Consider the following 24,459-nt stretch of genomic DNA (forward strand, 5'->3'; position numbering starts at 1 on the left):
TCTTCCCCGCAGCCCGTGTCCGGGGCACGGAGGGCGCAAGCCGCCCACCGCGCCCCGGCGCACGTCCCGGTCGCATATCCCAGTCCGACGACCACCCCGCGGGCTACGGGCGGGTCATCCGCAGCACGTCCAGCGCCTCGTCCAACTGCGCCTCGGTGAGCCGGCCCTGCTCGACGTACCCGCGCTCCAGCACCACCTGACGGATCGTCTTGCGCTCGGCCAGCGACTGCTTGGCGACCTTCGCGGCCTCCTCGTACCCGATGTAGCGGTTCAGCGGGGTCACCACCGACGGCGAGGACTCCGCGTACTCCCGGGCCCGTTCGACGTTGGCGGTGATGCCGTCCACCGTCCGGTCGGCCAGCAACCGGGCGCTGTTGGCGAGCAGCCGCACCGACTCCAGCACGTTGCGGGCGATCACCGGGAGCATCACGTTCAGCTCGAAGTTGCCGCTCGCCCCGGCCAGCGTCACCGTCGCGTCGTTGCCGACCACCTGGGCCGCGACCATCAGCACCACCTCGGGTAGCACCGGGTTCACCTTGCCCGGCATGATCGACGAACCCGGCTGCAGGTCCGGCAGGTTGATCTCGCCGAGCCCGGTGCGCGGACCGGAGCCCATCCACCGCAGATCGTTCGCGATCTTCGTGAACCCGACGGCCACCGTCCGCAGTTGGCCGCTCAGCTCGACCAGGGCATCCCGCGCGCCCTGCGCCTCGAAGTGGTCCCGGGCCTCGGTCAGCGGCAGGCCGGTCGTCCGGGCCACCTCCGCGATGACCGCCGCCGGGAAGCCCGGCGGGGTGTTGATGCCGGTGCCCACCGCCGTACCGCCGAGCGGGAGTTCGGCGACCCGGGGGAGCGTGGCCAGCAGCCGCTCCCGGCCGTGCCGCACCTGCGCCGCGTAGCCGCCGAACTCCTGGCCGAGCGTGACGGGCGTGGCGTCCATCAGGTGCGTACGGCCCGACTTGACCACCTCGGCGAACTCGGCGGCCTTGCGCTCCAATGCCTCCGCCAGGTGCTCCAGCGCCGGGATCAGGTCGTGGGTGACGGCCGCGGTGGCGGCGATGTGGATCGAGGACGGGAAGACGTCGTTGGACGACTGGCTGGCGTTGACGTGGTCGTTCGGGTGTACGGCGCGCCCCAGCCGCTCCCCGGCCAGGGTCGCGATCACCTCGTTGGTGTTCATGTTGGAGGAGGTGCCCGAGCCGGTCTGGAACACGTCCACCGGGAACTGGTCGTCCCAGCGCCCCTCCGCGACCTCCTCGGCCGCCGAGGCGATCGCCTCCGCCGTCTCCTCGTCCAGCACCCCGAGGCGGGCGTTCACCTGCGCCGCGGCCGCCTTCACCCGGGCCAGCGCGGCGATGTGCGCGCGCTCCAGCCGCTGGCCGGACACCGGGAAGTTCTCCACCGCCCGCTGCGTCTGCGCCTGCCACTTCGCGGCGGCCGGTACCCGGACCTCGCCCATCGAGTCGTGCTCGATCCGGTACTCCTGCGGCTGTTCCTGCTCGTCACCCATCGCGCGCTGCACCTCCTGTACGGGCCCGACCGGCCCAGAACGGATCTCCGATCACGACAGCGGCGCGCGGGCCCCGGGTATTTCCGCCCGGGCCGACGCACCGACCAGGGCCAGGGCCAGGGCGCCGGTGGCGGCAGAGGGGAGGCGCGAACGGGGGCGCGAACCGGGGCGTGAACGGGTCGAAATCGCGCCGTGATCACTCGAAGGAGTGAGGCGGCGGGTGGACGGCTCCAAACCGCCGTACGTGCTTCGTACGCTCCTTCCCGGGCCGGGCGGACACCGGCCGGACCCGGAGTGCCGCAGCCGGAGTGCCGCAGGTCGGCCCCGGCGCGGCCCGGAGCGACCAGGGATGACCAGGGCGAGGGGCAGACGGACGGATGACCACAGGACACGGTGTGACCGGTACGGCCGACGGAGCCGGCACGGCGGGCGGAGCCGGCGACGCACCGCCCCGCGGGAGCGGGCTCACCCGGCGGCAACTGCTCGGCGCCTCGGCCGCCCTCGGCAGCGCGGCCTGGGTGCTGCGCGGCACCGTCGGCCCGGACAGCGCCGAGGCCGCCGCCCCCGCGCCGCCCGCCCTGCCCGCCGGCAGCGAGCTCTACCAGCGGGTCTTCCAGAACTGGTCCGGCGAGATCCGCACCGACCAGCTGTGGACCTGCGCGCCCCGCACCCCCGAGGAGGTCCCGGCCCTCGCCGACTGGGCGCACACCAACGGCTGGCGCCTGCGCGCCACCGGCTACCGGCACACCTGGGCACCGCTCACCGTCGCCGACCGCACCCCGGAGAGCGCCCGCGTCCTGCTCGTGGACACCAGCCGCCACCTCACCGCCATCACCGCCGACTCGCCCACCACCGTCCGGGCCCAGACCGGCGCCACCATGGAGGCCCTGCTCGCGCACCTGGCCGACCGGGGCCTCGGCCTGACCGCCTGCCCGGCCCCCGGCGAGCTCACCGTCGGCGGCGTGCTCGCCATCGGCGGCCACGGCACCGCCGTCCCCGCCGCGGGAGAGGTACGGCCGGACGGACACGGGTACGGCTCGGTCAGCAACCAGGTCGTCCGGCTCACCGCCGTCGTCCTCGACCCCGCCACCGGCCGCTACGCGCTGCGCACCTTCGACCGCGCCGAGGCCGACAGCGCCGCCTTCCTGGTGCACCTGGGCCGGGCCTTCCTCACCGAGGTCGTCCTGCGGGCGGGCGCCGACCGCCCGCTGCGCTGCGTCAGCCGACTCGACATCCCGGCCGCCGAGCTGTTCGCCCGCCCGGGGTCCGGTTCGGCGGCAGGGACGGGCTCGGACACAGGAACGGGCGGCGGGCTGCTCGGCGGAGTGCTCGGCGGGCTGCTGGGCGGTGACAGTGGCGGTGGCGGCGGTGCTCCGCGGACCTTCGCCGACTTCGTGGAACGGGACGGCCGGGCCGAGGCGATCTGGTTCGCCTACACCGACCACCCCTGGCTCAAGACCTGGAGCGTCACCCCGACCAAGCCGCTCGGCTCCCTCACCGTCGACCAGCCCTACAACTACCCCTTCTCGGACAACGTTCCGGAGCCGGTGGCCCGGCTCGCCGGCGAAATCGTCGCCGGCGCCTGGGGATCGGCCCCGCTGTTCGGCCAACTCCAGTACCTGGTCGCGAAGGTGGGGCTCACCGGAGACATCACGGACGTCCTGCTCTCCGGCGGGCTGCTCCGCAATCTGCTCAGCGGCGAGGTGCTCACCCACCTTCTCGCGGGCGGCCTGCACTCCGACCTCTGGGGCCCCTCCCGCACCCTGCTCCAGTACGTCCGCCCGACCACCCTGCGGGTCACCGCCAACGGCTACGCGATCCTCGCCCGGCGCGCCGACCTGCAGTGGGTGGTCAGCGAATTCGCCGCCCACTACCAGGAGTTGCTCGCCGCCTACCAGGCCCGGGGCGAGTTCCCGGTGAACGGGGCGGTGGAGATCCGGGTCACCGGCCTGGACGACCCGGCCCACTCCGGAGTCGCCGGCGCCCGGCCCCCGCTGCTGTCAGCGCTGCGGCCGCGCGCCGACCGTCCGGAGTGGGACACGGCGGTCTGGCTCGACGTCCTCTCCTTCCCCGGCACCCCCGGGTTGGAACGGTTCGCCCGGGACCTCGAACAATGGCTGCTGCGCACCTTCGACGGCACCCGGGCGGGCCTGCGCGTCGAGTGGTCCAAGGGCTGGGCCTACACCACCGACGCGGCCTGGGCCGACCCGGACCTGCTCGGCCGGGTCATCCCGGAGAGCCTGCGGGCCGGCGGCGGGCCCGGCTGGGACGAGGCGGTCGCCGTCCTGGACCGGTACGACCCGCACCGGGTGTTCGGAAACCCCTTCCTGGACGGCCTGTTGAGGTAGCCGCCGGGGCGGCACCGTTCCTGAACTGACGAGTCGTCAGATGTGTTCCATGACGATCACCGCCAGGGTGTCCGGGGCGAGCGCGCGGAACACGTGGGGGGCGTCGCCCGGGTAGCTCACGTAGTCGCCCGGGCCCAGCTCGACCGGCGCTTCCGTCGGCCCGGCCAGCGCGCGCCCGGCGCCGATCATCACGTGCTCGACGGTGCCGGGCATGTGCGGGTCGGAGGCCCTGGTCTCGCCCGGCTGCGCCTCGATCCGGTAGATGTCGCGCCGGGCGTTGGGCGGGCAGGAGGAGAGCACGGTGGCGGCGTAGTCGGCGCGCTCGGAATGGGTCACCGGGCCCTCGCCGGCCCGGATCACCTTGACCGCCGGACGCGGCGGGTCGACCAGCCGGCTGAACGGCACGTTCAGTGCCACCCCGAGCGCCCAGAGCGTCTCCACGCTGGGATTGCCCGCGCCCGACTCCAGTTGGGAGAGCGTGGACTTGGCGATGCCGGCCCGCCGGGCCAGCTCGGCCATCGACAGCCCGCCGCGCTCGCGCTCACGCCGGATGGAGGCGGCGATCTGGCCGATCAGCTCGGCTCCGGAGCCGCCGGCGGCCGCGGCCGGGGTGGTCTGGTCATTCATGCTCGCCACTCACGCTTTCCTCTGGCTCCTTCTTCGGCTTCCTCGCCGCGCCGGCCCGTCTGCGGGTCTGCCCGTCTGCCCGTCTGCCCGTCTGCCCGTCGGCCCGTTCGTCCGTCCGTCCGTGGGCCTCCCGGCTCCTCGCTCCGGCGTCGGGCGGTCGGTGCCGTTCATGCTGCCACGGTTGCCCCGGCCTGCGGGGTGTCCGCGGGTGGTCGCTGTTCGGTCTGTCGGTCTTCTCGTTCGCCTTGACGAACCTGCGGGTTCGGGTTCACTCTGATGGACATGCGTTCGCTACTCCGAACACTGGAGCGCGCCACCCTGCGCGACATCGCTCTGGTCTGCCTGGCCGACGCCCTCGTCGGCGCCTCCTTCGGCGCGATCAGCGCCTCCGGCGGTCTGCCCCTGTGGGTGCCGATCGCGCTCTCCGTCCTCGTCTTCGCCGGCGGCTCCCAGTTCGCGGCGGTCGGCGTGGTGCTCTCCGGCGGCGGGGTCCTCGCGGCCGTCGTCACCGGGCTGGTGCTCAACGCCCGCCTGCTGCCCTTCGGCTTCACCGTCGCCGACGTCCTCGAAGGCCCCTGGTGGCGACGGCTTTTCGGCGCCCAGCTGATCACCGACGAGACCGCCGCGTTCGCCCTCCAGCAGGAGGAGCCGCGGCGGCGCAGGGCGGCGTTCTGGCTCTGCGGGATCGCGCTGTACGCGGTCTGGAACGTCTCGGTGCTGCTCGGCGCCGTCGCGGGCGGGCTGATCGGCGACACGGACGCGCTCGGCCTGGACGCGGCCTTCCCCGCAGTGCTGCTCGCCCTCGTGCTGCCCTCGCTCGCGGACCGGCGCACTCGTACGGCGGCGCTGGTGGGCGCCGTGGTGGCGGTGGCGGTCACGCCGTACGTGCCGGCCGGGCTGCCGGTGCTGCTCGCCCTGGTCGGGCTGCTGTTCGCGGGGCGGCGACCGGGGGCAGCGGAACGGGTGGAATCGCTGGAGCCGGTACGGGCCGAGGAGAAGGAGGCGGTCCGATGATGCCGCTGTATGCCGTGCTGCTGTTGGCGGTCGGGACGTACGCCTTCCGGATCGCCGGACCGCTGTTCGGTGCCCGGCTCGCCCTGTCGGAGCGGCTGCGGCACCTGCTCGCGGTCGCGGCGACGGTGCTGCTGGTCGCCCTGGTGGCGACCGGAGCGCTGACCCAGGGACACGGGTTCGCGGGATGGGCCCGTCCGGCGGGCGTGCTGATCGCCGGGGTGCTCGCGCTCCGTCGGGCACCGTTCCCGGCGGTGGTCGTCGCAGGCGCGGCGACGACGGCGGTACTGCGACTGTGCGGGGTGGGGTGAACGGCTGACAGATAACAGCTGACAGATGACAGATTTCGAAATCTGTCATCTGTCAGCTGTTATCTGTCAGCCGCGGGTCCAGCCCCCGGCCACGTCAGCCGCCCATGTCGCTTTCCTCACTCGCTCGTGCCCACCCACCGCCCGGCCCGGTGCGGAATACTCGCCGGTACTCCGCCGAGACCGGTATCCCGCCGAGACCACAAGGAGCTTCGATGACGAAGCCGCCCCGGATCGACCCGTCCGACCTGCTCGCAGTCGGCGACCTCCTCACCGACGAGGAGCGGCTGATCCGCGACACCGTCCGCCGGTTCACCGAGGAGCGGATCCGCCCGCACATCGGCGAGTGGTTCGAGCGCGGGGTGTTCCCGGCCCGCGAACTCGCCCCGGAACTCGGCGCCCTCGGCGTGCTCGGCATGCACCTCGACGGCTACGGCTGCGCGGGCGCCGACGCGGTGGCGTACGGGGTGGCCTGCATGGAGCTGGAGGCGGCGGACTCCGGGCTGCGCAGCTTCGTCTCCGTCCAGGGCTCGCTCGCCATGCGCTCGATCCACGCCTTCGGCTCCGAGGAGCAGAAGCAGCGCTGGCTGCCCGGCATGGCCGCCGGCGAGCTGATCGGCTGCTTCGGCCTCACCGAGCCGGACTTCGGCTCGGACCCGGCCAACATGCGCACCCGTGCGGTCCGCAAGGGAGGCAAGGGCGACCAGGGTGGCGACTGGGTGCTGTCCGGCAGCAAGATGTGGATCACCAACGGCAGCATCGCCGACGTCGCGGTCGTCTGGGCGCAGACCGAGGAGGGCGTGCGCGGCTTCCTGGTCGAGGCCGGCACGCGCGGCCTGACCGCGACCGACGTGCGCGGCAAGCTGTCCCTGCGGGCCTCCGTCACCAGCGAGCTGGCCTTCGACGAGGTGGTCCTGCCCGCCGACGCCGTGCTCCCCGGGGTGGTCGGCCTGCGCGGCCCGCTCTCCTCCCTCAACGAGGCCCGCTACGGCATCCTCTGGGGCACCGTCGGCGCCGCCCGTGACTGCTACACCGCCGCCCTGGACTACGCCAAGAGCCGGATCCAGTTCGACCGCCCGATCGCCGGCTTCCAGCTGACCCAGCAGAAGCTGGTCGAGATGATGCTGGAGGTCGAGAAGGCCTACCTGGTGGCGCTGCGGATCGGGCGGCTCAAGGAGCAGGGCGCGGCCCGTCCGCCGCACATCAGCTTCGGCAAGCTCAACAACGTCCGCACCGCGCTGGAGATCGCCCGCAGCGCCCGGACCGTCCTCGGGGCCAACGGCATCACCACCGAGTACCCGGTGCTGCGGCACGCCAACAACCTGGAGTCGGTGCTCACCTACGAGGGCACCAGCGAGATCCACACCCTGGTCCTCGGCGAGGCCATCACCGGCGAGTCCGCGTACCGCTGACGGGACGTCCCACCCCCTGGTGGCCGACGGAAATCCGGTGGCCGGGCCGGTCGTGGCCCGGCTACCGTCCCGGCCATGACCAGCCCGCCCGTCCGCACGCCCCCGACCACCACCCTCTGGCGCCCCACCGGCCCCGAGGAGCTGGCCCTGGTCGAGGCCGCCGACTGGCGTGCCTGGCCGCCCCGCCTGTCCGACCAGCCGATCTTCTACCCCGTCCTCAACGAGGACTACGCGGTCCGGATCGCCCGGGACTGGAACGTGCCCGCCTCCGGCGTCGGCTACGTCACGCGGTTCGAGGTCGAGACCGACTTCCTCGCCCGCTACCCGGTACGGCAGGCCGGCGGCCGGACGATCCTCGAACTCTGGGTGCCCGCCGAGGAGCTGGACGAGTTCAACCGGCACATCGTCGGCCGCATCGAGGTCGTCCGCGAGTTCCGCCCCTGACCCGGCCGCGAGTTCCGGCCCTGACCCGGTCGTGCCCCGACCCGCGCCTGACCCGGCCCTGACCCGCGCCTGACCCGGCCGGAACCCGTCCGTTCGGGTCGACGGAGCATCCGCCCGACACCCGCCAGACACCCGGCGTTCGGTGGCGCGACGCCGGACGGTACGGCGGCCGGTGAAGCATGACGCGGTCGGCGGTGCCCGCGGAGGGTGCGCGCCGATCGTGCGCACGACCGAAAGGAACCACCGCCATGTCCGCTGCCCAGTGGCCCCGCCCCCGCGTGCTCGTCGTCGGGATCGACGGCGTCCGCCACGACTACCTGGCGCAGGTGCCGATGCCGCGCCTGCAGGAGGTCGCCGAGACCGGGTTCCTGGTGCCGGTCACCGTGGCGGACACCACGCCGACCATGTCCGGGCCGTGCTGGGCCACCATCGTGACCGGGGTCGAGCCCGCCAAGCACGGTGTGTGGGGCAACCACCTGGGCGGCAACCGGCTCGACGTGTTCCCCGACTTCGCCACCCGGCTCAACCGCGGCGACCGCCGCCGCACCTTCGTCGCGGCCGGCTGGGACCCGCTGATGATCAACGAGTCCGGCGGTCCGCTCTTCCGTGCCCCCGGCCGGCTCTCCTACATCGCCCCGGCCGAGGACACCCCCGAGGCCTGGGAGGCCGTGGACGAGGAAGTCACCCGCGAGGCCGTCCACGTCCTCGGCACCGCCGACCCGGAGGCCTCCTTCGTCTACCTCGGCGCCGTCGACGAGACCGCCCACTTCCTCGGCTGCGGCGACGAGTACCGCGCCGCCATGCGCACCGCCGACGAACGCCTGGGCCGCCTCCTGGACGCCGTCCGCGGCCGGGCCGGGTACGCCGAGGAGCAGTGGACCGTCATCGTCGTCACCGACCACGGCCACGTCGACGCGGGCGGCCACGGCGGCCGTACGGTCGAGGAGCGGACGGCCTGGGTCGCCTGCGCCGGCCACGACATCCCGGCCGGGCCGCCCACCGGCGAGATCCGCCACCCGGACGTCGCCGCCCAGGTGTACGCCTCCCTGCTGCGCCCGATCGACCCGCACTGGACCCTCGACGGCCGCCCCTTCCCGGTCGCCCGCCCGGTGCCCGTGACGGTCTGACCCGTCCCCCGGTCAGCCCGGATACGGGGACGAGTGCGCCGGATGCCGAGGCTGCCCTGTCCCCGGGTGCAGCAGGCCGGGCTGCGGGGGAGCCGGGCTTGAGCGAGGCTCGATCGGGACTCGATCGGGACTCGATCGGGGCTCGACCGGAGTCCGTCAGGGCTCGGGCCGCGATGTCAGGGGTCTCTGCCGAAGGACATACGCCTGAAGGTGGAGACGGTACCCCGTGGGTCGGAGACGGGATCGCGACCTGGTGGTGACGCTCCGCCGGGTCGGCACGGGCCACGATTGGTTGCACCGGACGGCGTACCGCGTCATCCGCCACCACCGGCCGGGCGCACCGGCCACGGACAGGGAGAGGGAAGCCGGGCATGAAGGGCATCGTGAGCAAGGTCGCGCTGGGAGTCGCAGGCACCGGCATGGCCGTCGCCGTGGCAGCCGTGGCAATCGGCCCGCGGGTGTCCGACTGGTACAGCGGGCGCCACCAGGAGCAGGCCGCGTACGAGACCGGCACCCAGGCCAAGGCCGACCGCCGCTCGATGCCGGCCTGGCTCCCCGACAACGCCTCCGGCGTGAAGTACCTGATGTCCACCACGGGCGACGACCGCCTGCTGCGCGCCACCCTCCCGGAAGGGCGGCTGCCCGTCGGCTGCACCGCCGGGTTGCCGGGCAGGGCCGCGCACCCGGTGCCGGAGTCGCTCAAGGCCGGGTGGTTCCCGGAGAACGTCGTGACCAAGGCCAGCGGCACCTGCGGCCACTACAACGTGGCGCTGACCGGCAACCAGCTCTACGCCTGGCAGGACGGCGCGGCGGTGCAGGCGGCGCTGCGCGCCGGGAACGTCGCCAAGCACTGAGCGCGTGCCGGTGCCGGGGCCCGGCCGTTCCGACTGCGGAGCGGCCGGCCTTCGCCGTACCAGGTCCTGGGACGGACCCCCGCTGTCGGAACCAGGCCCGGCTGCGATAGGACGGAGCGCGAACGAAGCCCTCGTCACCCCGTCCCGTTAGGAGCGCCATGCCCGGCCCGACCGTCGGCCCCACCGACGACACGCCGACCGCTGCCGCCGACACAGCCACCGCTGACACAGCCGTCGCCGACAGAGCCGTCGCCGACAGAGCCGCCGCCGGGCGAACCGGCACCGGCCTGGCCACGATCGCCGTTCTCGGCGGCCTCACCGCGCTCGGCCCGCTCACCACCGACCTTTACCTGCCGGGCCTGCCCGCGATCGCGGACGACCTGGTCGCCGAACCGGCCGCCGTCCAGCTCACCCTCACCTTCTCGATGTTCGGCGTCGCGGCCGGACAGCTCCTCTTCGGACCGCTCAGCGACCGGTTCGGGCGACGCCCGCCGCTGCTCGTGGGGCTCGTCGCCTACACCCTGTCCAGCGTGGTGTGCGTGCTCGCGCCCAACCTGTCGGTGCTGATCGCCGCCCGCTTCGTGCAGGGCGCGGCGGGCTCCGCCGGGCTGGTGATCAGTCGCGCCGTCGCCCGCGACCGCTTCCAGGGCGTCGCCCTGCTGCGCTTCCTGGCCTCGATCGCGCTGATCTCCGGTCTGGCGCCGATCCTCGCCCCGATCATCGGCGCGCAGCTGCTGCGGGTCACCTCCTGGCGCGGCACCTTCGGCGCGCTGACGGCGCTCGGACTGCTGCTCGCCCTCGCCGCGTTCGGCGTGCTGCGCGAGACGCTGCCGCCGGAGACCCGGGACGGCGGCGGGCTGGGGGCGACCCTGCGGACGATGGGACGGTTGCTGCGCAACCTGCCGTTCCTCGGGCTGGCGCTGACCAGTTCCCTCGCGTTCGGGGCGCTGTTCGGCTACATCAGCGGGTCGTCGACGGTGCTCCAGCACGTGTACCAGGTCTCGCCGCAGACCTACAGCCTGCTGTTCGGGCTGAACTCGGTGGCGATCGTGGTGATGACGCAGGTGAACGGGCGGCTGCTGGCACCGCGGTTCACGCCGCGGGCTCTGATGCTGGGCGCGCTCGCGGTGGCGGTCGCCTCGGGGGTGGCGCTGGTGCTGCTGACGACGGTGTGGGACCTGGGGCTGGCCGGATTCTGCTCACCGCTGTTCGTGATGATGGGCAGTCTGGGAGTGCTCCTGCCGAACACGGCCGCGCAGGCCCTCGGCCTGGTCGAGCCTCAGGTGGCGGGCACGGCCTCGGCCCTGCTCGGGACGGGCAACTTCCTGGTCGGAGCGGTGGTGGCACCGCTGAGCAGCCTCGGCGGGCAGCCGTCCGCGGTGCTGCTGGCGCTGGTGGTCCTGGTCAGCGGGATGCTGGCGACGGTGGCGTACCTGACGCTCTGCCGGCCGGGGCGGATGGCGGCAGCCCGCTGACGGTGGGCGGTGCGCGGGCAGGTGACAGCCGGCAGAGAGCAGGTAACAGGTAACAGAAAACAGATGACAGCTGACAGATGTTGAAATCTGTCAGCTGTCATCTGTCATTCGTCACCTGTTACCTCCTACCCCTCGCCCGCGCTCACGCGATCGAGAAGTCGTCCCCGTACACGTTGCCCTGGCCGTACCAGCCGTGCAGGTACACGGTGACGGTGCCCGAGGCGCCGGTGGTGAAGGGGACGGACAGCTTCGTCCAGCCGGCGGAGTTGGCCCAGGTGCTGGCGGTGGCGCCGCCGCTGACGCCGACGTACGCATAGTTGCCCTGCACCCACCCGCTCAGCGTGTAGCTGGTGTTGGGCTTCAGCGTGACGCTCTGCGAGCACTCGCCGGTCTGGCTCGCGGTGGCCGCGGCCTGCAGCGCGTGGGAGCCGGAGTGGACCGGGGTGGAGACCACGGCGCCGCCGCTCTGGCAGGTCCACGGGGCCAGACTGCCGGTCTCCAGGCCCCCGTTGACCAGTCCGGTGGTCGGGCCCGTCCCGGTGACGGTCAGTGTGTAGACGCCGGTGTGAGTGCCGGAGGCCGCCGTGCCGGTCACCGTGATCGGGTAACTCCCGGGGACCGCCGAGGCGGTGGTGGTGATGTTGAGCGTGGCGCTGCTGCCGGCGTTGACGCTGCCGGGGGTGACGGTGGCGGTGACGCCGGCCGGGGCGCCGCTGACGGTGAGGTTGACGCTCTGTGCCGAACCCGCCGTCACCGCCGTCGCGATGGTCGCCGAGGTGGACGAACCGGCGCTGACCGTACCGGAGTTCGGGCTGGCGGTCACCGAGAAGTCGTTGCCCACCGTCGAGCCGCTGGTGAACGGCGCGAAGACGTGGGTGAAGTCCCAGGCGTTCTGGTTGATCCCGGAGCAGGCGTCGTCCCCGCCCTTGCCCGGGCAGCCGCCGTTGTCGCGCTGAAGCGCCCAGAAGGACAGCGTGTTGATGCCCTTGGACACCGCCCAGTTGTACACGGTGGTGGCGTTGGCCAGGGTGAAGGTCTCGGCCGCGCCGTAGTCGTCGATGCCGAGCATCTCGGTGATCCCGATCGAGCCCCACAGCTGGGCGGGGGTCTTGGACGGGTAGAGCTTGGCGAGCTGGTTGTAGAGGCCCTGCGCGGAGGTCTGGGTGTCGGCCGCCATGTCGTGGGTGGCGCCGTCGTAGTAGTCGAAGGTCATCATGTTGACGACGTCGATCCGCGCGTTGTTGCTGACCGCGTTCCTCAGCACCGCGAGGCCGTTGTCGGCCAGGCCGCTGGTGGTGGTCGGCAGCGTGTAGGAGAACTGGATGCTCCGCCCCTTGGTGGCGGCCCAGTCCTGCACGAGCTTGATCGCCTTGTTGCGGCGGTCGATCCCGGCGGTGTTGGTCAGCGAGTTGTCCTCGATGTCGAGGTCGATCCGGCTGATGTCGTAGGTGGTGATGACGTTCTCGAAGGCGGCCGCGATCTGGTTGACGTCGGTGCAGCTGTCGGCGAGCTCGGTGCCGGTGTTGTCGGCGGTGTAGCCGCCGAAGGAGGGGATCACGTCCCCGCCGTTGGCGCGGATGGTGGCGATGTCCGCGCCGAAGGTCGAGGAGGCGACCGGCATGGAGGAGTCGCCGTTCCAGTACGGGGTGCACGAGCCCTTGGTGGCGGCCTGCAGGAACGCCATGGTCAGGTGCTTGGCGCCGGACTGCGCGGCCAGGGTGGCCGGGCTCTGGCCGGTCCAGGCCTCGAAGTAGGGGGCGAACACCCGGCTGGGGAGCGGGGTGGCGGCCTGGGCGGAGCCCGTCCCGGCGGCGAGCAGGCCGGTCGAGGCGGCCAGCGTGGCGCAGGCCGTGAGGACGGCCTGGATGGTTCTGCGAAGACGCATGGATTCTCCAACAGACGTGGTGGGGCAGGACGTTGGGGAGGTGCGAACGGACCGGGCGCGGCAGAGCTCGGGGCGTGGGGGCGTGCGGGGTGCGGGCATGCGGGTGTGGCGAGTGGGGGCGTGCGGGTGTGCGGAACCCCGCCGGCTCGCGTGGACGCGGGCGGCGGCAGGACGGCGGTGCGAGAGCGTGCGCCGTACGGAGCGGGGGTGGAGCGGAACAGGGCAGGGCAGGGCAGTGCCTCAGCCGCCGGTGGTCACACCCCCACAGTGCATCCCGGTCGGATCGACATGCCTATATTTGGACTAGACCACTGGCCTGTCAAGGGACCTGATGGTTCGTCATCGGACCGCCCGGACGCCCGAAGAGGGGCGAGCCGGGTTGCCGGTTGGGAGGGGGAGGGTGCCCGGCAAGAAGAAGACCGTGACCGCACACCCGCTGGGCGGGGTGCGGCCACGGTTGCCCGGCGCTCAGGACACCGGACGTTCGAGGTGGCGCGGGTCGGATCAGCGCGAGGCCGGGCAGAGCGTGGACCGCAGCGCGTCGTTGATCTTGGCGGCGGTGTCCGGTCCGAAGCCCTGCGGGTGGTCGGGCGAGGTGAAGCGCTGGTTGGCCAGCTCGACCAGCTTCCCCTTGTCCTTGGGGAACTGGTAGAGCGACTGGCACTGGTTGCGCGCCCGGTCCACGGCCTGCTCGGGCTTGCCGCCGACGATCGCCGGGTCGATCGCGTCCAGTGCGGCGACCAGCTTGGCGGTGAGGTCGGAGTCCGGCTTGGCGGGCAGCCCGGCGTCGGCGGGCGGCGCGGGCTTGGCCGGCGCGGGGGCTCCCGGGGTCGTGCCGGCGGGCGCAGGAGCGTCGGTGGCGCCGTCGGCCGTGGGGGCGGCCGTGCCGGGCGTGGGGGCCGACGCAGTCGAGGCGGCGTCGGAGGGGGCAGCGGTGGAGACGGCGGTGGCGGTGGGGGAGCCGGCCGCGGAGGTGGCCTTGCCCGAGCTCGATCCGGAGCTGGAGCAGGCAGCGAGGCTCACCGCGGCGAGTGCCGTGAGGGTGGCGGCGAGGAGTCGAGTGCGCATGGCGCCCACACTGTCATGTTCGCGGCGCAGAAGGGAAGGTCCCTCGGGAGGCCCGACCAGCCCCGCCCGACCGGCCCGCCCGGCCCCGCCTGGGCGGGCCCCGGGGAGGGCCGGTCCGACGAACGGCGGCCCGGGGGAACCATCTCCTCCGAGCCGCCGTGAGCCCTACGTCATCCGCCCTCCGACCGTCCGGCCGTCAGCCCAGACCGTTGGACTTCAGCCAGTCCTTGGCCACCGTCGACGGGTCCTCCTTGTCCACCGCGACGCGCTTCATCAGGGCCGTCAGGCCCGCGGTGTCGAGCTTGGCCGACACCGCGTTGAGCGCCGCCGTCGCCGTGGCGTCCACGCCGGCCTTGTTGACCAGCGGGGTGACGTTCTGCGCGCCGAAGACGTTCTTCGGGTCGCTCAGCGGGACGAGCTTGTACTGGACGATCTTGGGGTCGGTGGTGAACACGTTGCCGACCTGGATGCTGCCGTCCTTGAGCGCGTTCGCGGTGGTGTCGGCGGTGGGCTTCCACTCCTTGAAGGTCAGCCCGTAGACGTCCTTGAACTGCTGCTCGCGCCGGGACTTGAACTCCGGCGGGCCGCCGATGGTGAACTCGCCGGCCTTGGCGGCCAGGTCGGAGATGCTCTTGAGGTTGTACTTGTCGGCGGTCTCCTGGGTGACGCTGAGCGAGTCCTTGTCCTCGGCGGGGGAGGAGGTGAGGATCCCCAGCGCGGCGGGCAGCGTCGTGGCGAGCGCCGCGTTCACGTCCTGCGTGGTGACGGCGGTGGCCTTGGGGTCCAGGTAGGCGAGCAGCGCGCCGTTGTACTCGGGCAGGACGGTCAGGTTGCCGCTCTGCAGCTGCCCGTAGAGCACCTCGCGGCTGCCGATGTTGAACTTCTCCTCGACCTTGACGCCCTTGGCCTTGAGGGCCTGCGAGTAGATCGAGCCGAGCAGCACGTTCTCCGGGAAGTTCGCGGAGCCGATGACCACCGTCGAGCCGGAGCCGCCGCCCGAGCCGCCCGAGCCGCCTGCGCCGGCGGAACCGCTGGAGGAGGCAGAGGCACTGGAGCCCCCGCCGAGCGGGTCGCCGCCGGAGGAGCCGCAGGCGGTGGCGCCGAGGGCGAGCACGGCGAGCGTGCCGAGGACGACCGCGCGCCGGCTTCGCTTCATTGTCGACATGGTGAGATGTGTCCTTCCGGAGAGGATGGGAGAGGAGGTTCAGCGGGCCCGGCGCTGGGCGCGCATCCCGGGCGGGAGCGCGAACCGGGCGAGCAGGGCGAAGAACAACTGGGCGGCGACGGCGAGCAGCACCACCAGCAGCGCACCACCCACCGTCACGGCGTACTTGCGGGTCGCCAGCCCGTCGATGACGTAGCGGCCGAGCCCGCCCAGGCCGACGTAGGCGGCCACCGTGGCGGTCGCGATGACCTGGACGGTCGCGGTGCGGAAGCCCGCCAGCAGGGTCGGCGCGGCGGAGGGCAGGCAGACCTGCCGCAGCACCTGCGGGTGGGTCAGCCCGATGCCGCGCGCGGCGTCCCGGACGTCCGGGTCGGTGCCGCGCACCCCCTCGACGGCGGCCACCAGCAGCGGCGGCGCGGCGAGCGCCACCAGCGGGACCAGGACGGCGGTGTCGCCGACCCCGGCGAGCAGTACCGCCAGCGTCACCAGGCCGAGGGTGGGCAGGGCGCGGGCGGCGCCGGCGAGCGCGGTCACCACGGTGACGCCGCGCCCGGTGTAGCCGATCAGCAGCCCGAGCGGGACGGCGAGCAGCGCCGCGAACAGCAGCGCCTCGCCGGAGAGCAGCAGGTGCTCGGCGACCCGGTGCACGATCGAGTCCGGGCCGCTGCGGTGGTCCGGGGCGGTGAAGAAGTCGCTCAGCCAGTCCAGCCAGTTCACGAGCCCGCCCCCTTCTCGCGGACGGCCCAGGGTGCGAGCAGCCGCCGGGCGGCCACCAGCACCAGGTCCACGGCCAGCGCGAGGACGGCGATCAGCACGATGCCGGCCACGATCGGGGTCGGGAAGGTGCGCTGGAAGCCGTCGATGAACAGGTAGCCGAGCCCGCCGCGCCCCACCAGCGCGCCGACGCTGGCCAGCGAGATGCTGGACACTGCGGCGACCCTCAGGCCGGCGATCAGGTACGGGACGGCGGCGGGCAGTTCGACCGAGGTCAGCCGGTGCCAGGGCCCGTACCCCATCGCCGTGGCGGCCTGCCGGACGGCCTCCGGGACGGCGCGCAGCCCGTCCACGGTGGTCGGCAGCAGGACGGCGAGGGCGTAGAAGGTGAGCGGGATCATGACGGTCGCCTGGGTGGCGAGCCCGGTGTACGGGATCAGCACCACGAACACGGCCAGCGAGGGCAGCGCGTAGACGATGTTGAAGACGGCGGACAGCGGCTGGTAGAGCCGGGGGAAACGGGCGCAGGCCAGACCGAGCGGGATCGCCAGCAGCAGTCCGATGAGCACGGGGACGAGGGCGATCACGGCGTGGTCGGCGAGCAGGTGGCCGAGGTAGCCGAGGTGGTCGCCGATCCAGTACCAGCGGACGATCGGTTCATCGTCCACCGTCGGCTCCGTCCGCGTCCGCGCCCGCGTCGGCGCCGGCGGCTCCGTCGGCCGCGGGCCGGAGCGCGGCCAGGACGGCCTCGCGGCTCGCGGTGCCGGTGGCCCGGCCCTCGGCGTCCAGGGCGACCGCGACCCCGGCGGCGGAGAGGACGGCGGCGTCCAGTGCGGTGCGCAGGGTGTCGGTGTCCGGCCGGAAGGCGGGGGCGGCGTGCAGCTCGGCGGTGACGGCGTCGCGGTCGATCCAGCCGATCGGTCGGCGCTCGTCGTCCAGGGCCAACTCCCAGCCCCCGTAAGCGAGTCCGTCGCTCACCGGGCGCAGCGCGACGGCCCGTGCGGGACGCAGGCCGAGGCCGCGCAGGCCCCGGTCGCGGCCGAGGAAGGCGGCGACGCCGTCGTCGGCGGGGGTGGTGAGCAGCGTGTGCGGGTCGGCCAGTTGGGCGATCCGGCCGTGCTCGCGCAGCACCACCACCTGGTCGCCGAGCCGGACGGCCTCCTCGATGTCGTGGGTGACGAACAGCACCGTCTTGTGCAACTCGGACTGTAGCCGCAGCAGCTCCTCCTGGAGCCCGGCGCGCACCACCGGGTCGACGGCGCTGAACGGCTCGTCCATCAGCAGCACCGGCGGGTCGGCGGCCAGGGCGCGGGCCACGCCGACGCGCTGCTGCTGGCCGCCGGACAGCTGGAACGGGTACCGCTTGGCGGTCTCGGGCGCGAGCCCGACCAGTTCGAGCAGTTCGGCGGCCCGGGCGCGGGCCTTCTTGCGGTCCCAGCCGAGCAGGTACGGGACGGTGGCGATGTTGTCGATCACCTTGCGGTGCGGGAAGAGTCCGGCCTGCTGGATCACGTACCCGATGCCGCGCCGCAGTTTGGCGGGCTCCAGCTTCGCGACGTCCGTGCCGTCCAGCAGCACTCGGCCCGAGGTGGGTTCGACCATCCGGTTGACCATGCGCAGCAGGGTGGTCTTGCCGCAGCCGGACGGTCCGACCAGGACGGTTATCCGGCCGGTCGGGACCTCAAGGTCCAGGCCCTCGACGGCGACGGTCCCGTCGGGGTGGCGCTTTCCGGCGCCCTCGAATCTGATCACGGGGTGTTTCCTCGTCAGGGCGCCCCGGGGAGGCGGCGCCTGTGTCGGTCGTTCGGTCGGGTCGTTCGTTGGCGGCGGTTTCACGCGCCCGGGCGTACTTCCGCCCGCGTGGCTGCCCAGCTTTGGACCGGCGGAAACTCTGATCAGACTATGACCTGCATCATCTCCTGTCCCTGATTTACCGTCCGGCACGCGGCGCAGCCGGGCACCGCCGGTGCTCAGCCGCCCTGACGGGTCGGCAGCCCGGCTGCCGCCCAGCCGACGAACCCGCCGTCCAGGTCGGTCGCCCGGTGCAGGCCCAGCTCCCGGAGCGAGGCGGCGGCCAGACTGGAGGCGTAGCCCTCGGAGCAGACCACGATCACCTCGATGTCGTGGCCCGAGGCCTCGGGGATCCGGTGGCTGCCCGTCGGGTCGAGCCGCCATTCCAGCACGTTGCGCTCGATGATCAGCGTGCCCGGGATCTCTCCCTCGGCCGCCCGCTGCGCCGCCGGGCGGATGTCCACCAGCAGCGCGCCGTCCAGCTGGGCCTGGTACGCCTCCCGGGCGTCTGGACGGTGCACGCCCTCGCGGGCCCGCTCCACCAACTCTTCGATCGTCGTCACCACTGCTCCGGTCCTTCCTCCGAGGTGCGGACGAGCCCTCCGGCCCGTAGGTCGTAATGCGCCATCGAGTCCAGCGGCGGCGAGTAGGCGTGCAGGGTGACGGCGGGGCCGGAAGCGGTGTTCCGCACGTCGTGCACGTACTCGGGGCCGAAGGCCCGGGCGGTGCCGGCCTGGAGCCGGCGGATCAGCAGGCCCTGCTCGGGGCCGCCGAGGGACAGCTCCTCCAGCTCGCCGAGGGCGACGGCGAACGCGCCGCGCGAGCCGCCGTGGTCGTGGAAGCCGGTGGACTGGCCGGGCAGCCAGCTGATCAGCCACACCTCGTGGTCGTCCGCGGCCACCAGCCGCCGGTACCAGCGGTCCTCGGTGGAGAGGCGGACGTGGTGGATCCACCGGTCGGGCTGCTCGGCCAGCTCGCGGACGATGCTCCGCAGGGTGCTGGGGGTGAGCGGGGCGGCGGGGGCGGGAGGGGCGGCCGTCGGGGTGTCGGTGACGAAGTCCAGGCTCGTGTTCAGGCTCATCAGGGCGTCCTCGGATGCGGCGGGAACGTCGGCAGGGGTGCCCGGTTCCGGCGGCGGGTGGACGGGCGTGGGCCGACGGGGGCGGCCCGGCCCGTACGGGTGTGCCGGGACTGGGGCGGGAGGAGGTCAGGACTGCGGGTGCGCGGCGCGGGCCCTGGCAGGCGTCACAGGGCGGGAGCGGCGGGGGAGAGCAGGGTCAACAGGCACAGATGGAACTCGCCTGGCGTCGCAGATCGACGTGCAGGCGGCAGACCAGAGTGGTGCCGGAGTCCATGGCCGGATCCTTCCCGAGCGAACCGGACGAAGTCAAGCCGGTTCGGACGAAGTCAGCCGGGTCGGCAGTCCGGCGGGTGAGTAAGGAGGGCACTTACGGGGTAGATGAGCCTTTCATCGCACCCCGGACCGTCCGCGTGTCCGCCCGAGAAGATCGCCTCAGACCCGTATCCGCCAACGTATTGTCAGGCCACCGAGGCCCGGCCTACGGTCTACAGATCGCTTTCTACGCACGTAGACCCCAGCGGATCCCCGAGCGGATCCGCGGGTGAGACCCGCCCCGTCAACCCATGGACCGCGGGCCCGACCGCACGGCCGGGCCGCGGAGTTGCGGAGGTACCCATGTCACAGATCGTCCGTGCCGCGCTCGTCCAGACCCGCTGGACCGGCGACCAGGAGAGCATGATCGCGCTCCACGAGCGCCACGCCCGCGAGGCCGCCGCCCAGGGCGCGAAGATCATCGGCTTCCAGGAGGTCTTCAACGCCCCGTACTTCTGTCAGGTCCAGGAGCCCGAGCACTACCGCTGGGCCGAGGCCGTTCCCGACGGCCCGACCGTGCGCCGGATGCAGGAACTCGCCCGCGAGCTCGGGATGGTCGTCGTCGTCCCGGTCTACGAGGAGGAGCAGCCCGGCGTCTACTACAACACCGCCGCCGTCATCGACGCCGACGGCAGCTACCTCGGGAAGTACCGCAAGCACCACATCCCGCAGGTCAAGGGCTTCTGGGAGAAGTACTACTTCAAGCCCGGCAACCTCGGCTGGCCCGTCTTCGACACCGCCGTCGGCAAGGTCGGCGTCTACATCTGCTACGATCGCCACTTCCCCGAGGGCTGGCGCGCCCTGGGCCTGGCCGGCGCGCAGATCGTCTACAACCCCTCCGCCACCAGCCGCGGTCTGTCCGCCTACCTCTGGCAGCTCGAACAGCCCGCCGCCGCCGTCGCCAACGAGTACTTCGTCGCCGCCATCAACCGGGTCGGCACCGAGGAGTACGGCGACAACGACTTCTACGGCACCTCCTACTTCGTGGACCCGCGCGGCCAGTTCGTCGGCGACGTCGCCTCCGACAAGGAGGAGGAACTCGTCGTCCGGGACCTCGACCTCGGCCTGATCGAACAGGTCCGCCAACAGTGGGCGTTCTACCGCGACCGCCGGCCCGACGCCTACGGACCGCTCGCCGAGGCCTGAGGAGCAGCGCGATGACCACCCGCGACCCCCAGCAGCGCACGATCGTCCGCGGCGGCCTCGTCATCACGGCCACCGAGGAACTCCACGCCGACGTCCTGATCGAGGGCGAGCGCATCGCCGCCCTCGCCGCCACCGGCAGCTCCGCCGCCCAGGCCTGGACCGCCGACACCGTCATCGACGCCACCGGCCACTACGTCATCCCGGGCGGCGTCGACGCCCACACCCACATGGAGCTGCCGTTCGGCGGCACCGCCGCCTCCGACACCTTCGAGACCGGCACCCGGGCCGCCGCCTGGGGCGGCACCACCACCATCGTCGACTTCGCCGTCCAGCCCGTCGGCGGCTCGCTGCGCGAGGGCCTGGACACCTGGCACGCCAAGGCGGACGGCAACTGCGCCGTGGACTACGCCTTCCACACGATCGTCTCCGACGTCAACGACGGCGTCCTCAAGGAGATGGACGCGCTCGTCGACTCCGGCGAGTCCACCTCCTTCAAGCTCTTCATGGCCTACCCCGGCGTCTTCTACAGCGACGACGGCCGCATCCTGCGCGCCATGCAGCGCGGCGCCGCCAACGGCGGGCTGATCATGATGCACGCCGAGAACGGCATCGCCATCGACGTCCTGGTCGAACAGGCCCTCGCCGCCGGGAAGACCGCCCCCCGTTACCACGGCGAGGTCCGCCGCGAACTGCTGGAGGCCGAGGCCACCCACCGGGCGATCAAGCTCGCCCAGGTGGCGGGCAGCCCGCTCTACGTCGTGCACGTCTCCGCCGCCGCGGCCCTCGCCGAACTCGCCCAGGCCCGCGACGCCGGGCTCAACGTCTTCGGCGAGACCTGCCCGCAGTACCTCTTCCTCTCCACCGACAACCTCGCCGAGGAGGGCGCCGACGGCTTCGAGGGCGCCAAGTACGTGTGCAGCACGCCGCTGCGGCCGCGCGAGCACCAGGAGGCGCTCTGGCGCGGGCTGCGCACCAACGACCTCCAGGTGGTCTCCACCGACCACTGCCCGTTCTGCTTCGCCGGGCAGAAGGAGCTCGGGCGCGGCGACTTCTCCAAGATCCCCAACGGCCTTCCGGGCGTGGAGAACCGGATGGACCTGCTCCACCAAGCCGTGGTGGACGGGCACATCAGCCGGCGCCGCTGGGTCGAGATCGCCTGCACCACGCCCGCCCGGATGTTCGGTCTGCACCCGCGCAAGGGCACCATCGCCCCGGGCGCCGACGCCGACCTCGTCGTCTACGACCCCGCCGCGGTCCAGACCGTCTCCGCCGCCACCCACCACATGAACGTGGACTACTCCGCCTACGAGGGCCGCCGACTCACCGGCCGGGCCCGGACGGTGCTCTCCCGCGGCACCGTGGTGCTCGACGACGGCACCTGGCACGGCCGGGCCGGTCACGGCACCTTCCTGCGCCGCGACACCTGCCAGTACCTGACCTGACGCCCTCGCCCTGTCGTCTCCGCCGTTCCTTTCCGCCGTTCCTCTCCGTCTTTCCTCTCTCCCGGAGCCACCCATGGACATCGGCCTCGTCCTGCAGACCGACCCGCCCGCCCGCCTGCTCATCGACCGGATGATCCGCGCCGAGCGGGCCGGGTTCAGCCACGGCTGGACCTTCGACTCCTGCGTCCTGTGGCAGGAGCCCTTCGTCATCTACAGCCGGATCCTCGCCGAGACCGAGCGCCTGACCGTCGGCCCGATGGTCACCAACCCCTCCACCCGCACCTGGGAGGTCACCGCCTCCCTGTTCGCCACCCTGAACGACATGTACGGCAACCGCACGGTCTGCGGGATCGGCCGGGGCGACTCCGCGATGCGGGTCGCCGGACGCCACCCCGCGACCCTCGCCCGGCTCTCCCAGGCGATGCACGCCATCAAGGAGTTGGCGGAGGGCCGCACCGTCGAGGTGGACGGCACCGAGATGCACCTGCCCTGGGTCGGACCGGGCGCGTCCCTGCCGATCTGGATGGGGGCGTACGGCCCGAAGGCCCTCGCCCTGACCGGGCGCCAAGCAGACGGCTTCATCCTGCAGTTGGCCGACCCGTACCTCACCGAGTTCATGGTCAAGGCGGTGCGGGCCGCCGCGGTCGAGGCCGGCCGCGACCCGGACTCGGTCACCGTCTGCGTGGCCGCCCCCGCCTACGTGACCACCGACGACTCGCCCGCCGCGCTCGCCCACGCCCGGGAGCAGTGCCGCTGGTTCGGCGGGATGGTCGGCAACCACGTCGCCGACCTGGTCGACCACTACGGCGAGCACTCCGATCTGGTGCCGGAGGCGCTCACCGACTACATCAAGGGCCGCCAGGGCTACGACTACAGCCACCACGGCCGGGCCGGGAACCCGGACACGACCTTCGTGCCGGACGAGATCGTGGACCGCTTCTGTCTGATCGGCCCGGCCGAGGTGCAGCGCGCCCGGCTGGCGGAACTGCGCTCGCTCGGCGTCGACCAGTTCGCCGTCTATGCCATGCACGACGCGATCGAGACCACCATCGACGCCTACGGAACGGACGTCATCCCCCACCTGTGATCCCCGGCGACGTCGGACGGTGGACGTCCGACGTCAGCTGTCCGGGGATCCTGAGGTGATCCCAGTTGCAGCAGACGGGAGTTGCCCATGCCCGACACCGTGACCAGCGGCGACAGACAGCGGCAGCACCCCGACGGCCGGGTCGAACTCGACCCGGCCGCCGGCGAGTTGCCTCCCAACGGCTTCACCAGCGACGACCTGCTCCCGGTCCCGGTGGCACGACGCACCTGGACCACGTACAACTTCCTCGCACTCTGGGTCGGCATGGCCCACAACATCCCTTCCTGGACACTGGCTTCGGGCCTGGTCGCGATCGGCATGGACTGGAAACAGGCGGTGCTGACCATCGCGCTCGCCAACCTCGTCGTGCTGGTGCCGATGCTGCTCACCGGGCACGCCGGCACCAAGTACGGAATCCCGTTCCCGGTGTTCGCCCGCGCCGCCTTCGGGCTGCGCGGCGCCAACCTGCCCGCCCTGATCCGGGCGGCGGTCGCCTGCGCCTGGTTCGGCATCCAGACCTGGATCGGCGGCGAGGGAATCTTCCTGCTCGCGGGCAAGCTGTTCGGCCAGTCCTGGCTCACGGCAGGGGAGTTGGGCGGCTACCCGTGGACCCAGTGGCTCTCGTTCCTGCTGTTCTGGCTGCTGGAGATGGCCATCATCGCCCGCGGGATGGAGGCGCTGCGGCGCTTCGAGAACTGGGCCGCGCCCTTCGTCATCGTCGGTGCGCTCGCCCTGCTGGTCTGGATCACCGTCAAGGCGGGCGGACTGGGCCCGCTGCTCGACCAGCCGTCCACGCTGGGGTGGGGCAGCGGGTTCTGGAAGGTCTTCTTCCCCTCGCTGATGGGCATGATCGGTTTCTGGTCCACCCTGTCGCTCAACATCCCGGACTTCACCCGCTTCGGCGGCAGCCAGCGGGCCCAGATCCGGGGCCAGGCGCTCGGCCTGCCGACGACGATGACGCTCTTCGCCCTGCTGTCCGTGCTGGTCACCTCCGGCTCCCAGGCGGTGTACGGCGAACCGGTGTGGGACCCGATCCGGCTCGCCGCGAAGATGGAGAGTCCGGTCGGCATCCTGTTCGCGCTGCTGACCGTCCTGGTCGCGACGCTGTCGGTGAACATCGCCGCCAACGTCGTCTCGCCCGCCTACGACCTGGCCAACCTGCTGCCCCGGTTCGTCAACTTCCGTACCGGGGCGCTGATCACTGGTGTGGTCGGGATCGCCATCTTCCCGTGGCGGCTGATCGCCGACCCGCACGTCTACATCTTCACCTGGCTGGGCGTGGTCGGTGGCCTGCTCGGCACCGTCGCCGGGGTCCTGATCGCCGACTACTGGCTGCTGCGGGGCACCCGCCTCCAGCTGGCCGAGCTCTACCGCCCGGGCGGGGCGTACTGGTACACCGGCGGGTGGAACTGGCGGGCGGTCGTGGCACTGCTGGTGGGCGGCCTGCTCGCGGTGGGCGGCTCGTACTCCACCGTCGACGCCCAGGGCGCCAAGCAGGGCCCGTTCCCGGTGGACGGCCTGATCCCGCTGCTCAAGCCGCTGGCCGACTACGGCTGGGCGGTCGGCCTCGCGGCGGCCTCGCTGGTGTACGTGGGGCTGGGGCGGCGGGGGCCGGGGGAGCGGGGCGCGGATGACAGATGACAGCTAACGGA

Annotated in this window: 23 protein-coding genes; 12 read left to right on the top strand and 11 right to left on the bottom strand. The window is 72.6% G+C overall.

Going from position 1 to position 24,459, the window contains the following annotated elements:
- Positions 1-103: 103 nt before the first annotated feature.
- Entirely contained in the window at positions 104-1,510 is a 1,407-nt protein-coding gene (locus BX285_RS27670; RefSeq protein WP_097235409.1) for an aspartate ammonia-lyase, read from the bottom strand.
- 377 nt (positions 1,511-1,887) lie between these two features.
- Here BX285_RS27670 and BX285_RS27675 point away from each other — a divergent pair, with 377 nt between their 5' ends.
- Positions 1,888-3,858 (top strand): cholesterol oxidase substrate-binding domain-containing protein, encoded by a 1,971-nt coding sequence (locus BX285_RS27675; protein ID WP_121178579.1) that lies wholly within the window; start codon positions 1,888-1,890, stop codon positions 3,856-3,858.
- Between the two features lie 36 nt (positions 3,859-3,894).
- On the opposite strand, the gene BX285_RS27680 is transcribed toward BX285_RS27675, so the two are convergent.
- The gene (locus tag BX285_RS27680) at positions 3,895-4,485 is read right to left on the bottom strand and encodes a helix-turn-helix domain-containing protein (RefSeq protein WP_097235407.1); all 591 of its coding nucleotides are present in this window, start codon (positions 4,483-4,485) and stop codon (positions 3,895-3,897) included.
- Positions 4,486-4,767: 282 nt separating this feature from the next.
- Here BX285_RS27680 and BX285_RS27685 point away from each other — a divergent pair, with 282 nt between their 5' ends.
- From BX285_RS27685 to BX285_RS27715, 7 genes are all read left to right on the top strand, one after another.
- Positions 4,768-5,499, top strand: coding sequence for an AzlC family ABC transporter permease (locus BX285_RS27685; RefSeq protein ID WP_121179046.1), 732 nt, complete (start codon positions 4,768-4,770; stop codon positions 5,497-5,499).
- Positions 5,496-5,807, top strand: a complete 312-nt coding sequence (locus tag BX285_RS27690) for an AzlD domain-containing protein (RefSeq protein WP_121178580.1) — start codon at positions 5,496-5,498, stop codon at positions 5,805-5,807. The genes BX285_RS27685 and BX285_RS27690 overlap by 4 nt, the downstream gene beginning before the upstream one ends.
- 212 nt (positions 5,808-6,019) lie before the next feature.
- Positions 6,020-7,216: an acyl-CoA dehydrogenase family protein gene (locus BX285_RS27695; RefSeq protein WP_121178581.1), complete on the top strand. Its 1,197-nt coding sequence runs from the start codon at positions 6,020-6,022 to the stop codon at positions 7,214-7,216.
- A 75-nt stretch (positions 7,217-7,291) separates the two neighbouring features.
- A complete protein-coding gene (locus BX285_RS27700; RefSeq protein ID WP_121178582.1) occupies positions 7,292-7,660 on the top strand; it encodes a hypothetical protein in 369 nt (122 codons plus the stop codon).
- 248 nt (positions 7,661-7,908) lie between these two features.
- Positions 7,909-8,787 (top strand): alkaline phosphatase family protein, encoded by an 879-nt coding sequence (locus tag BX285_RS27705; RefSeq protein ID WP_121178583.1) that lies wholly within the window; start codon positions 7,909-7,911, stop codon positions 8,785-8,787.
- Positions 8,788-9,158: 371 nt separating this feature from the next.
- Positions 9,159-9,641 (top strand): hypothetical protein, encoded by a 483-nt coding sequence (locus tag BX285_RS27710; protein ID WP_121178584.1) that lies wholly within the window; start codon positions 9,159-9,161, stop codon positions 9,639-9,641.
- Between the two features lie 158 nt (positions 9,642-9,799).
- Positions 9,800-11,116: a multidrug effflux MFS transporter gene (locus tag BX285_RS27715; protein ID WP_121178585.1), complete on the top strand. Its 1,317-nt coding sequence runs from the start codon at positions 9,800-9,802 to the stop codon at positions 11,114-11,116.
- Positions 11,117-11,258: 142 nt separating this feature from the next.
- Here BX285_RS27715 and BX285_RS27720 read toward each other — a convergent pair whose 3' ends face one another.
- The 9 genes from BX285_RS27720 to BX285_RS39565 form a co-directional block, all read right to left on the bottom strand.
- Entirely contained in the window at positions 11,259-13,001 is a 1,743-nt protein-coding gene (locus BX285_RS27720; protein ID WP_121178586.1) for a glycosyl hydrolase family 18 protein, read from the bottom strand.
- Positions 13,002-13,505: 504 nt separating this feature from the next.
- On the bottom strand, positions 13,506-14,069 hold the full coding sequence (locus tag BX285_RS27725) for a hypothetical protein (protein WP_121178587.1): 564 nt from the start codon (positions 14,067-14,069) through the stop codon (positions 13,506-13,508).
- Between the two features lie 196 nt (positions 14,070-14,265).
- Entirely contained in the window at positions 14,266-15,225 is a 960-nt protein-coding gene (locus tag BX285_RS27730) for an ABC transporter substrate-binding protein (protein ID WP_121178588.1), read from the bottom strand.
- Between the two features lie 48 nt (positions 15,226-15,273).
- The gene (locus BX285_RS27735) at positions 15,274-15,951 is read right to left on the bottom strand and encodes an ABC transporter permease (RefSeq protein ID WP_101948149.1); all 678 of its coding nucleotides are present in this window, start codon (positions 15,949-15,951) and stop codon (positions 15,274-15,276) included.
- Positions 15,948-16,616: an ABC transporter permease gene (locus BX285_RS27740; protein ID WP_097235397.1), complete on the bottom strand. Its 669-nt coding sequence runs from the start codon at positions 16,614-16,616 to the stop codon at positions 15,948-15,950. The genes BX285_RS27735 and BX285_RS27740 overlap by 4 nt, the downstream gene beginning before the upstream one ends.
- Positions 16,606-17,700 carry an ABC transporter ATP-binding protein gene (locus BX285_RS27745; protein WP_121178589.1) on the bottom strand — a complete coding sequence of 365 codons (1,095 nt, stop codon included), beginning with the start codon at positions 17,698-17,700 and terminating at the stop codon, positions 16,606-16,608. Before BX285_RS27745 ends, BX285_RS27740 begins: the two co-directional genes overlap by 11 nt.
- Before the next feature lie 218 nt (positions 17,701-17,918).
- Entirely contained in the window at positions 17,919-18,305 is a 387-nt protein-coding gene (locus BX285_RS27750) for a rhodanese-like domain-containing protein (RefSeq protein ID WP_097235395.1), read from the bottom strand.
- Positions 18,299-18,820, bottom strand: coding sequence for a cysteine dioxygenase family protein (locus BX285_RS27755; RefSeq protein WP_097235394.1), 522 nt, complete (start codon positions 18,818-18,820; stop codon positions 18,299-18,301). Before BX285_RS27755 ends, BX285_RS27750 begins: the two co-directional genes overlap by 7 nt.
- 196 nt (positions 18,821-19,016) lie before the next feature.
- Positions 19,017-19,094: a putative leader peptide gene (locus BX285_RS39565; protein ID WP_101948289.1), complete on the bottom strand. Its 78-nt coding sequence runs from the start codon at positions 19,092-19,094 to the stop codon at positions 19,017-19,019.
- Positions 19,095-19,435: 341 nt separating this feature from the next.
- Between BX285_RS39565 and BX285_RS27765 the strand changes: the two genes are divergently transcribed.
- The 4 genes from BX285_RS27765 to BX285_RS27780 all read left to right on the top strand — a co-directional run bounded on the left by BX285_RS27765 (position 19,436) and on the right by BX285_RS27780 (position 24,448).
- Positions 19,436-20,278 (top strand): nitrilase-related carbon-nitrogen hydrolase, encoded by an 843-nt coding sequence (locus BX285_RS27765; protein WP_121178590.1) that lies wholly within the window; start codon positions 19,436-19,438, stop codon positions 20,276-20,278.
- Positions 20,279-20,289: 11 nt separating this feature from the next.
- Positions 20,290-21,720, top strand: a complete 1,431-nt coding sequence (gene hydA, locus BX285_RS27770; protein WP_121178591.1) for a dihydropyrimidinase — start codon at positions 20,290-20,292, stop codon at positions 21,718-21,720.
- Between the two features lie 73 nt (positions 21,721-21,793).
- Positions 21,794-22,807, top strand: coding sequence for a TIGR03842 family LLM class F420-dependent oxidoreductase (locus tag BX285_RS27775; RefSeq protein ID WP_121178592.1), 1,014 nt, complete (start codon positions 21,794-21,796; stop codon positions 22,805-22,807).
- A gap of 87 nt (positions 22,808-22,894) precedes the next feature.
- Complete coding sequence (locus BX285_RS27780; protein ID WP_121178593.1) at positions 22,895-24,448, top strand: NCS1 family nucleobase:cation symporter-1; 1,554 nt, start codon at positions 22,895-22,897, stop codon at positions 24,446-24,448.
- The last annotated feature ends 11 nt before the right edge of the window (positions 24,449-24,459 follow it).

Origin of the sequence: Streptomyces sp. 1114.5, assembly GCF_003635085.1 — a bacterium.
Lineage (GTDB): Bacteria > Actinomycetota > Actinomycetes > Streptomycetales > Streptomycetaceae > Kitasatospora.

What these genes read in the sequence shown, in the direction of transcription:
- hydA (WP_121178591.1), top strand. Translation starts at nt 20,290, where the DNA reads ATGACCACCCGCGACCCCCAGCAGCGCACGATCGTCCGCGGCGGCCTC.
- BX285_RS27695 (WP_121178581.1), top strand. Translation starts at nt 6,020, where the DNA reads ATGACGAAGCCGCCCCGGATCGACCCGTCCGACCTGCTCGCAGTCGGC.
- BX285_RS27680 (WP_097235407.1), bottom strand. Translation starts at nt 4,485, where the DNA reads ATGAATGACCAGACCACCCCGGCCGCGGCCGCCGGCGGCTCCGGAGCC.
- BX285_RS27700 (WP_121178582.1), top strand. Translation starts at nt 7,292, where the DNA reads ATGACCAGCCCGCCCGTCCGCACGCCCCCGACCACCACCCTCTGGCGC.
- BX285_RS27710 (WP_121178584.1), top strand. Translation starts at nt 9,159, where the DNA reads ATGAAGGGCATCGTGAGCAAGGTCGCGCTGGGAGTCGCAGGCACCGGC.
- BX285_RS27705 (WP_121178583.1), top strand. Translation starts at nt 7,909, where the DNA reads ATGTCCGCTGCCCAGTGGCCCCGCCCCCGCGTGCTCGTCGTCGGGATC.
- BX285_RS27725 (WP_121178587.1), bottom strand. Translation starts at nt 14,069, where the DNA reads ATGCGCACTCGACTCCTCGCCGCCACCCTCACGGCACTCGCCGCGGTG.
- BX285_RS27715 (WP_121178585.1), top strand. Translation starts at nt 9,800, where the DNA reads ATGCCCGGCCCGACCGTCGGCCCCACCGACGACACGCCGACCGCTGCC.
- BX285_RS27675 (WP_121178579.1), top strand. Translation starts at nt 1,888, where the DNA reads ATGACCACAGGACACGGTGTGACCGGTACGGCCGACGGAGCCGGCACG.
- BX285_RS27730 (WP_121178588.1), bottom strand. Translation starts at nt 15,225, where the DNA reads ATGAAGCGAAGCCGGCGCGCGGTCGTCCTCGGCACGCTCGCCGTGCTC.
- BX285_RS27720 (WP_121178586.1), bottom strand. Translation starts at nt 13,001, where the DNA reads ATGCGTCTTCGCAGAACCATCCAGGCCGTCCTCACGGCCTGCGCCACG.
- BX285_RS27685 (WP_121179046.1), top strand. Translation starts at nt 4,768, where the DNA reads ATGCGTTCGCTACTCCGAACACTGGAGCGCGCCACCCTGCGCGACATC.
- BX285_RS39565 (WP_101948289.1), bottom strand. Translation starts at nt 19,094, where the DNA reads ATGGACTCCGGCACCACTCTGGTCTGCCGCCTGCACGTCGATCTGCGA.
- BX285_RS27670 (WP_097235409.1), bottom strand. Translation starts at nt 1,510, where the DNA reads ATGGGTGACGAGCAGGAACAGCCGCAGGAGTACCGGATCGAGCACGAC.
- BX285_RS27765 (WP_121178590.1), top strand. Translation starts at nt 19,436, where the DNA reads ATGTCACAGATCGTCCGTGCCGCGCTCGTCCAGACCCGCTGGACCGGC.
- BX285_RS27775 (WP_121178592.1), top strand. Translation starts at nt 21,794, where the DNA reads ATGGACATCGGCCTCGTCCTGCAGACCGACCCGCCCGCCCGCCTGCTC.
- BX285_RS27780 (WP_121178593.1), top strand. Translation starts at nt 22,895, where the DNA reads ATGCCCGACACCGTGACCAGCGGCGACAGACAGCGGCAGCACCCCGAC.
- BX285_RS27755 (WP_097235394.1), bottom strand. Translation starts at nt 18,820, where the DNA reads ATGAGCCTGAACACGAGCCTGGACTTCGTCACCGACACCCCGACGGCC.
- BX285_RS27690 (WP_121178580.1), top strand. Translation starts at nt 5,496, where the DNA reads ATGATGCCGCTGTATGCCGTGCTGCTGTTGGCGGTCGGGACGTACGCC.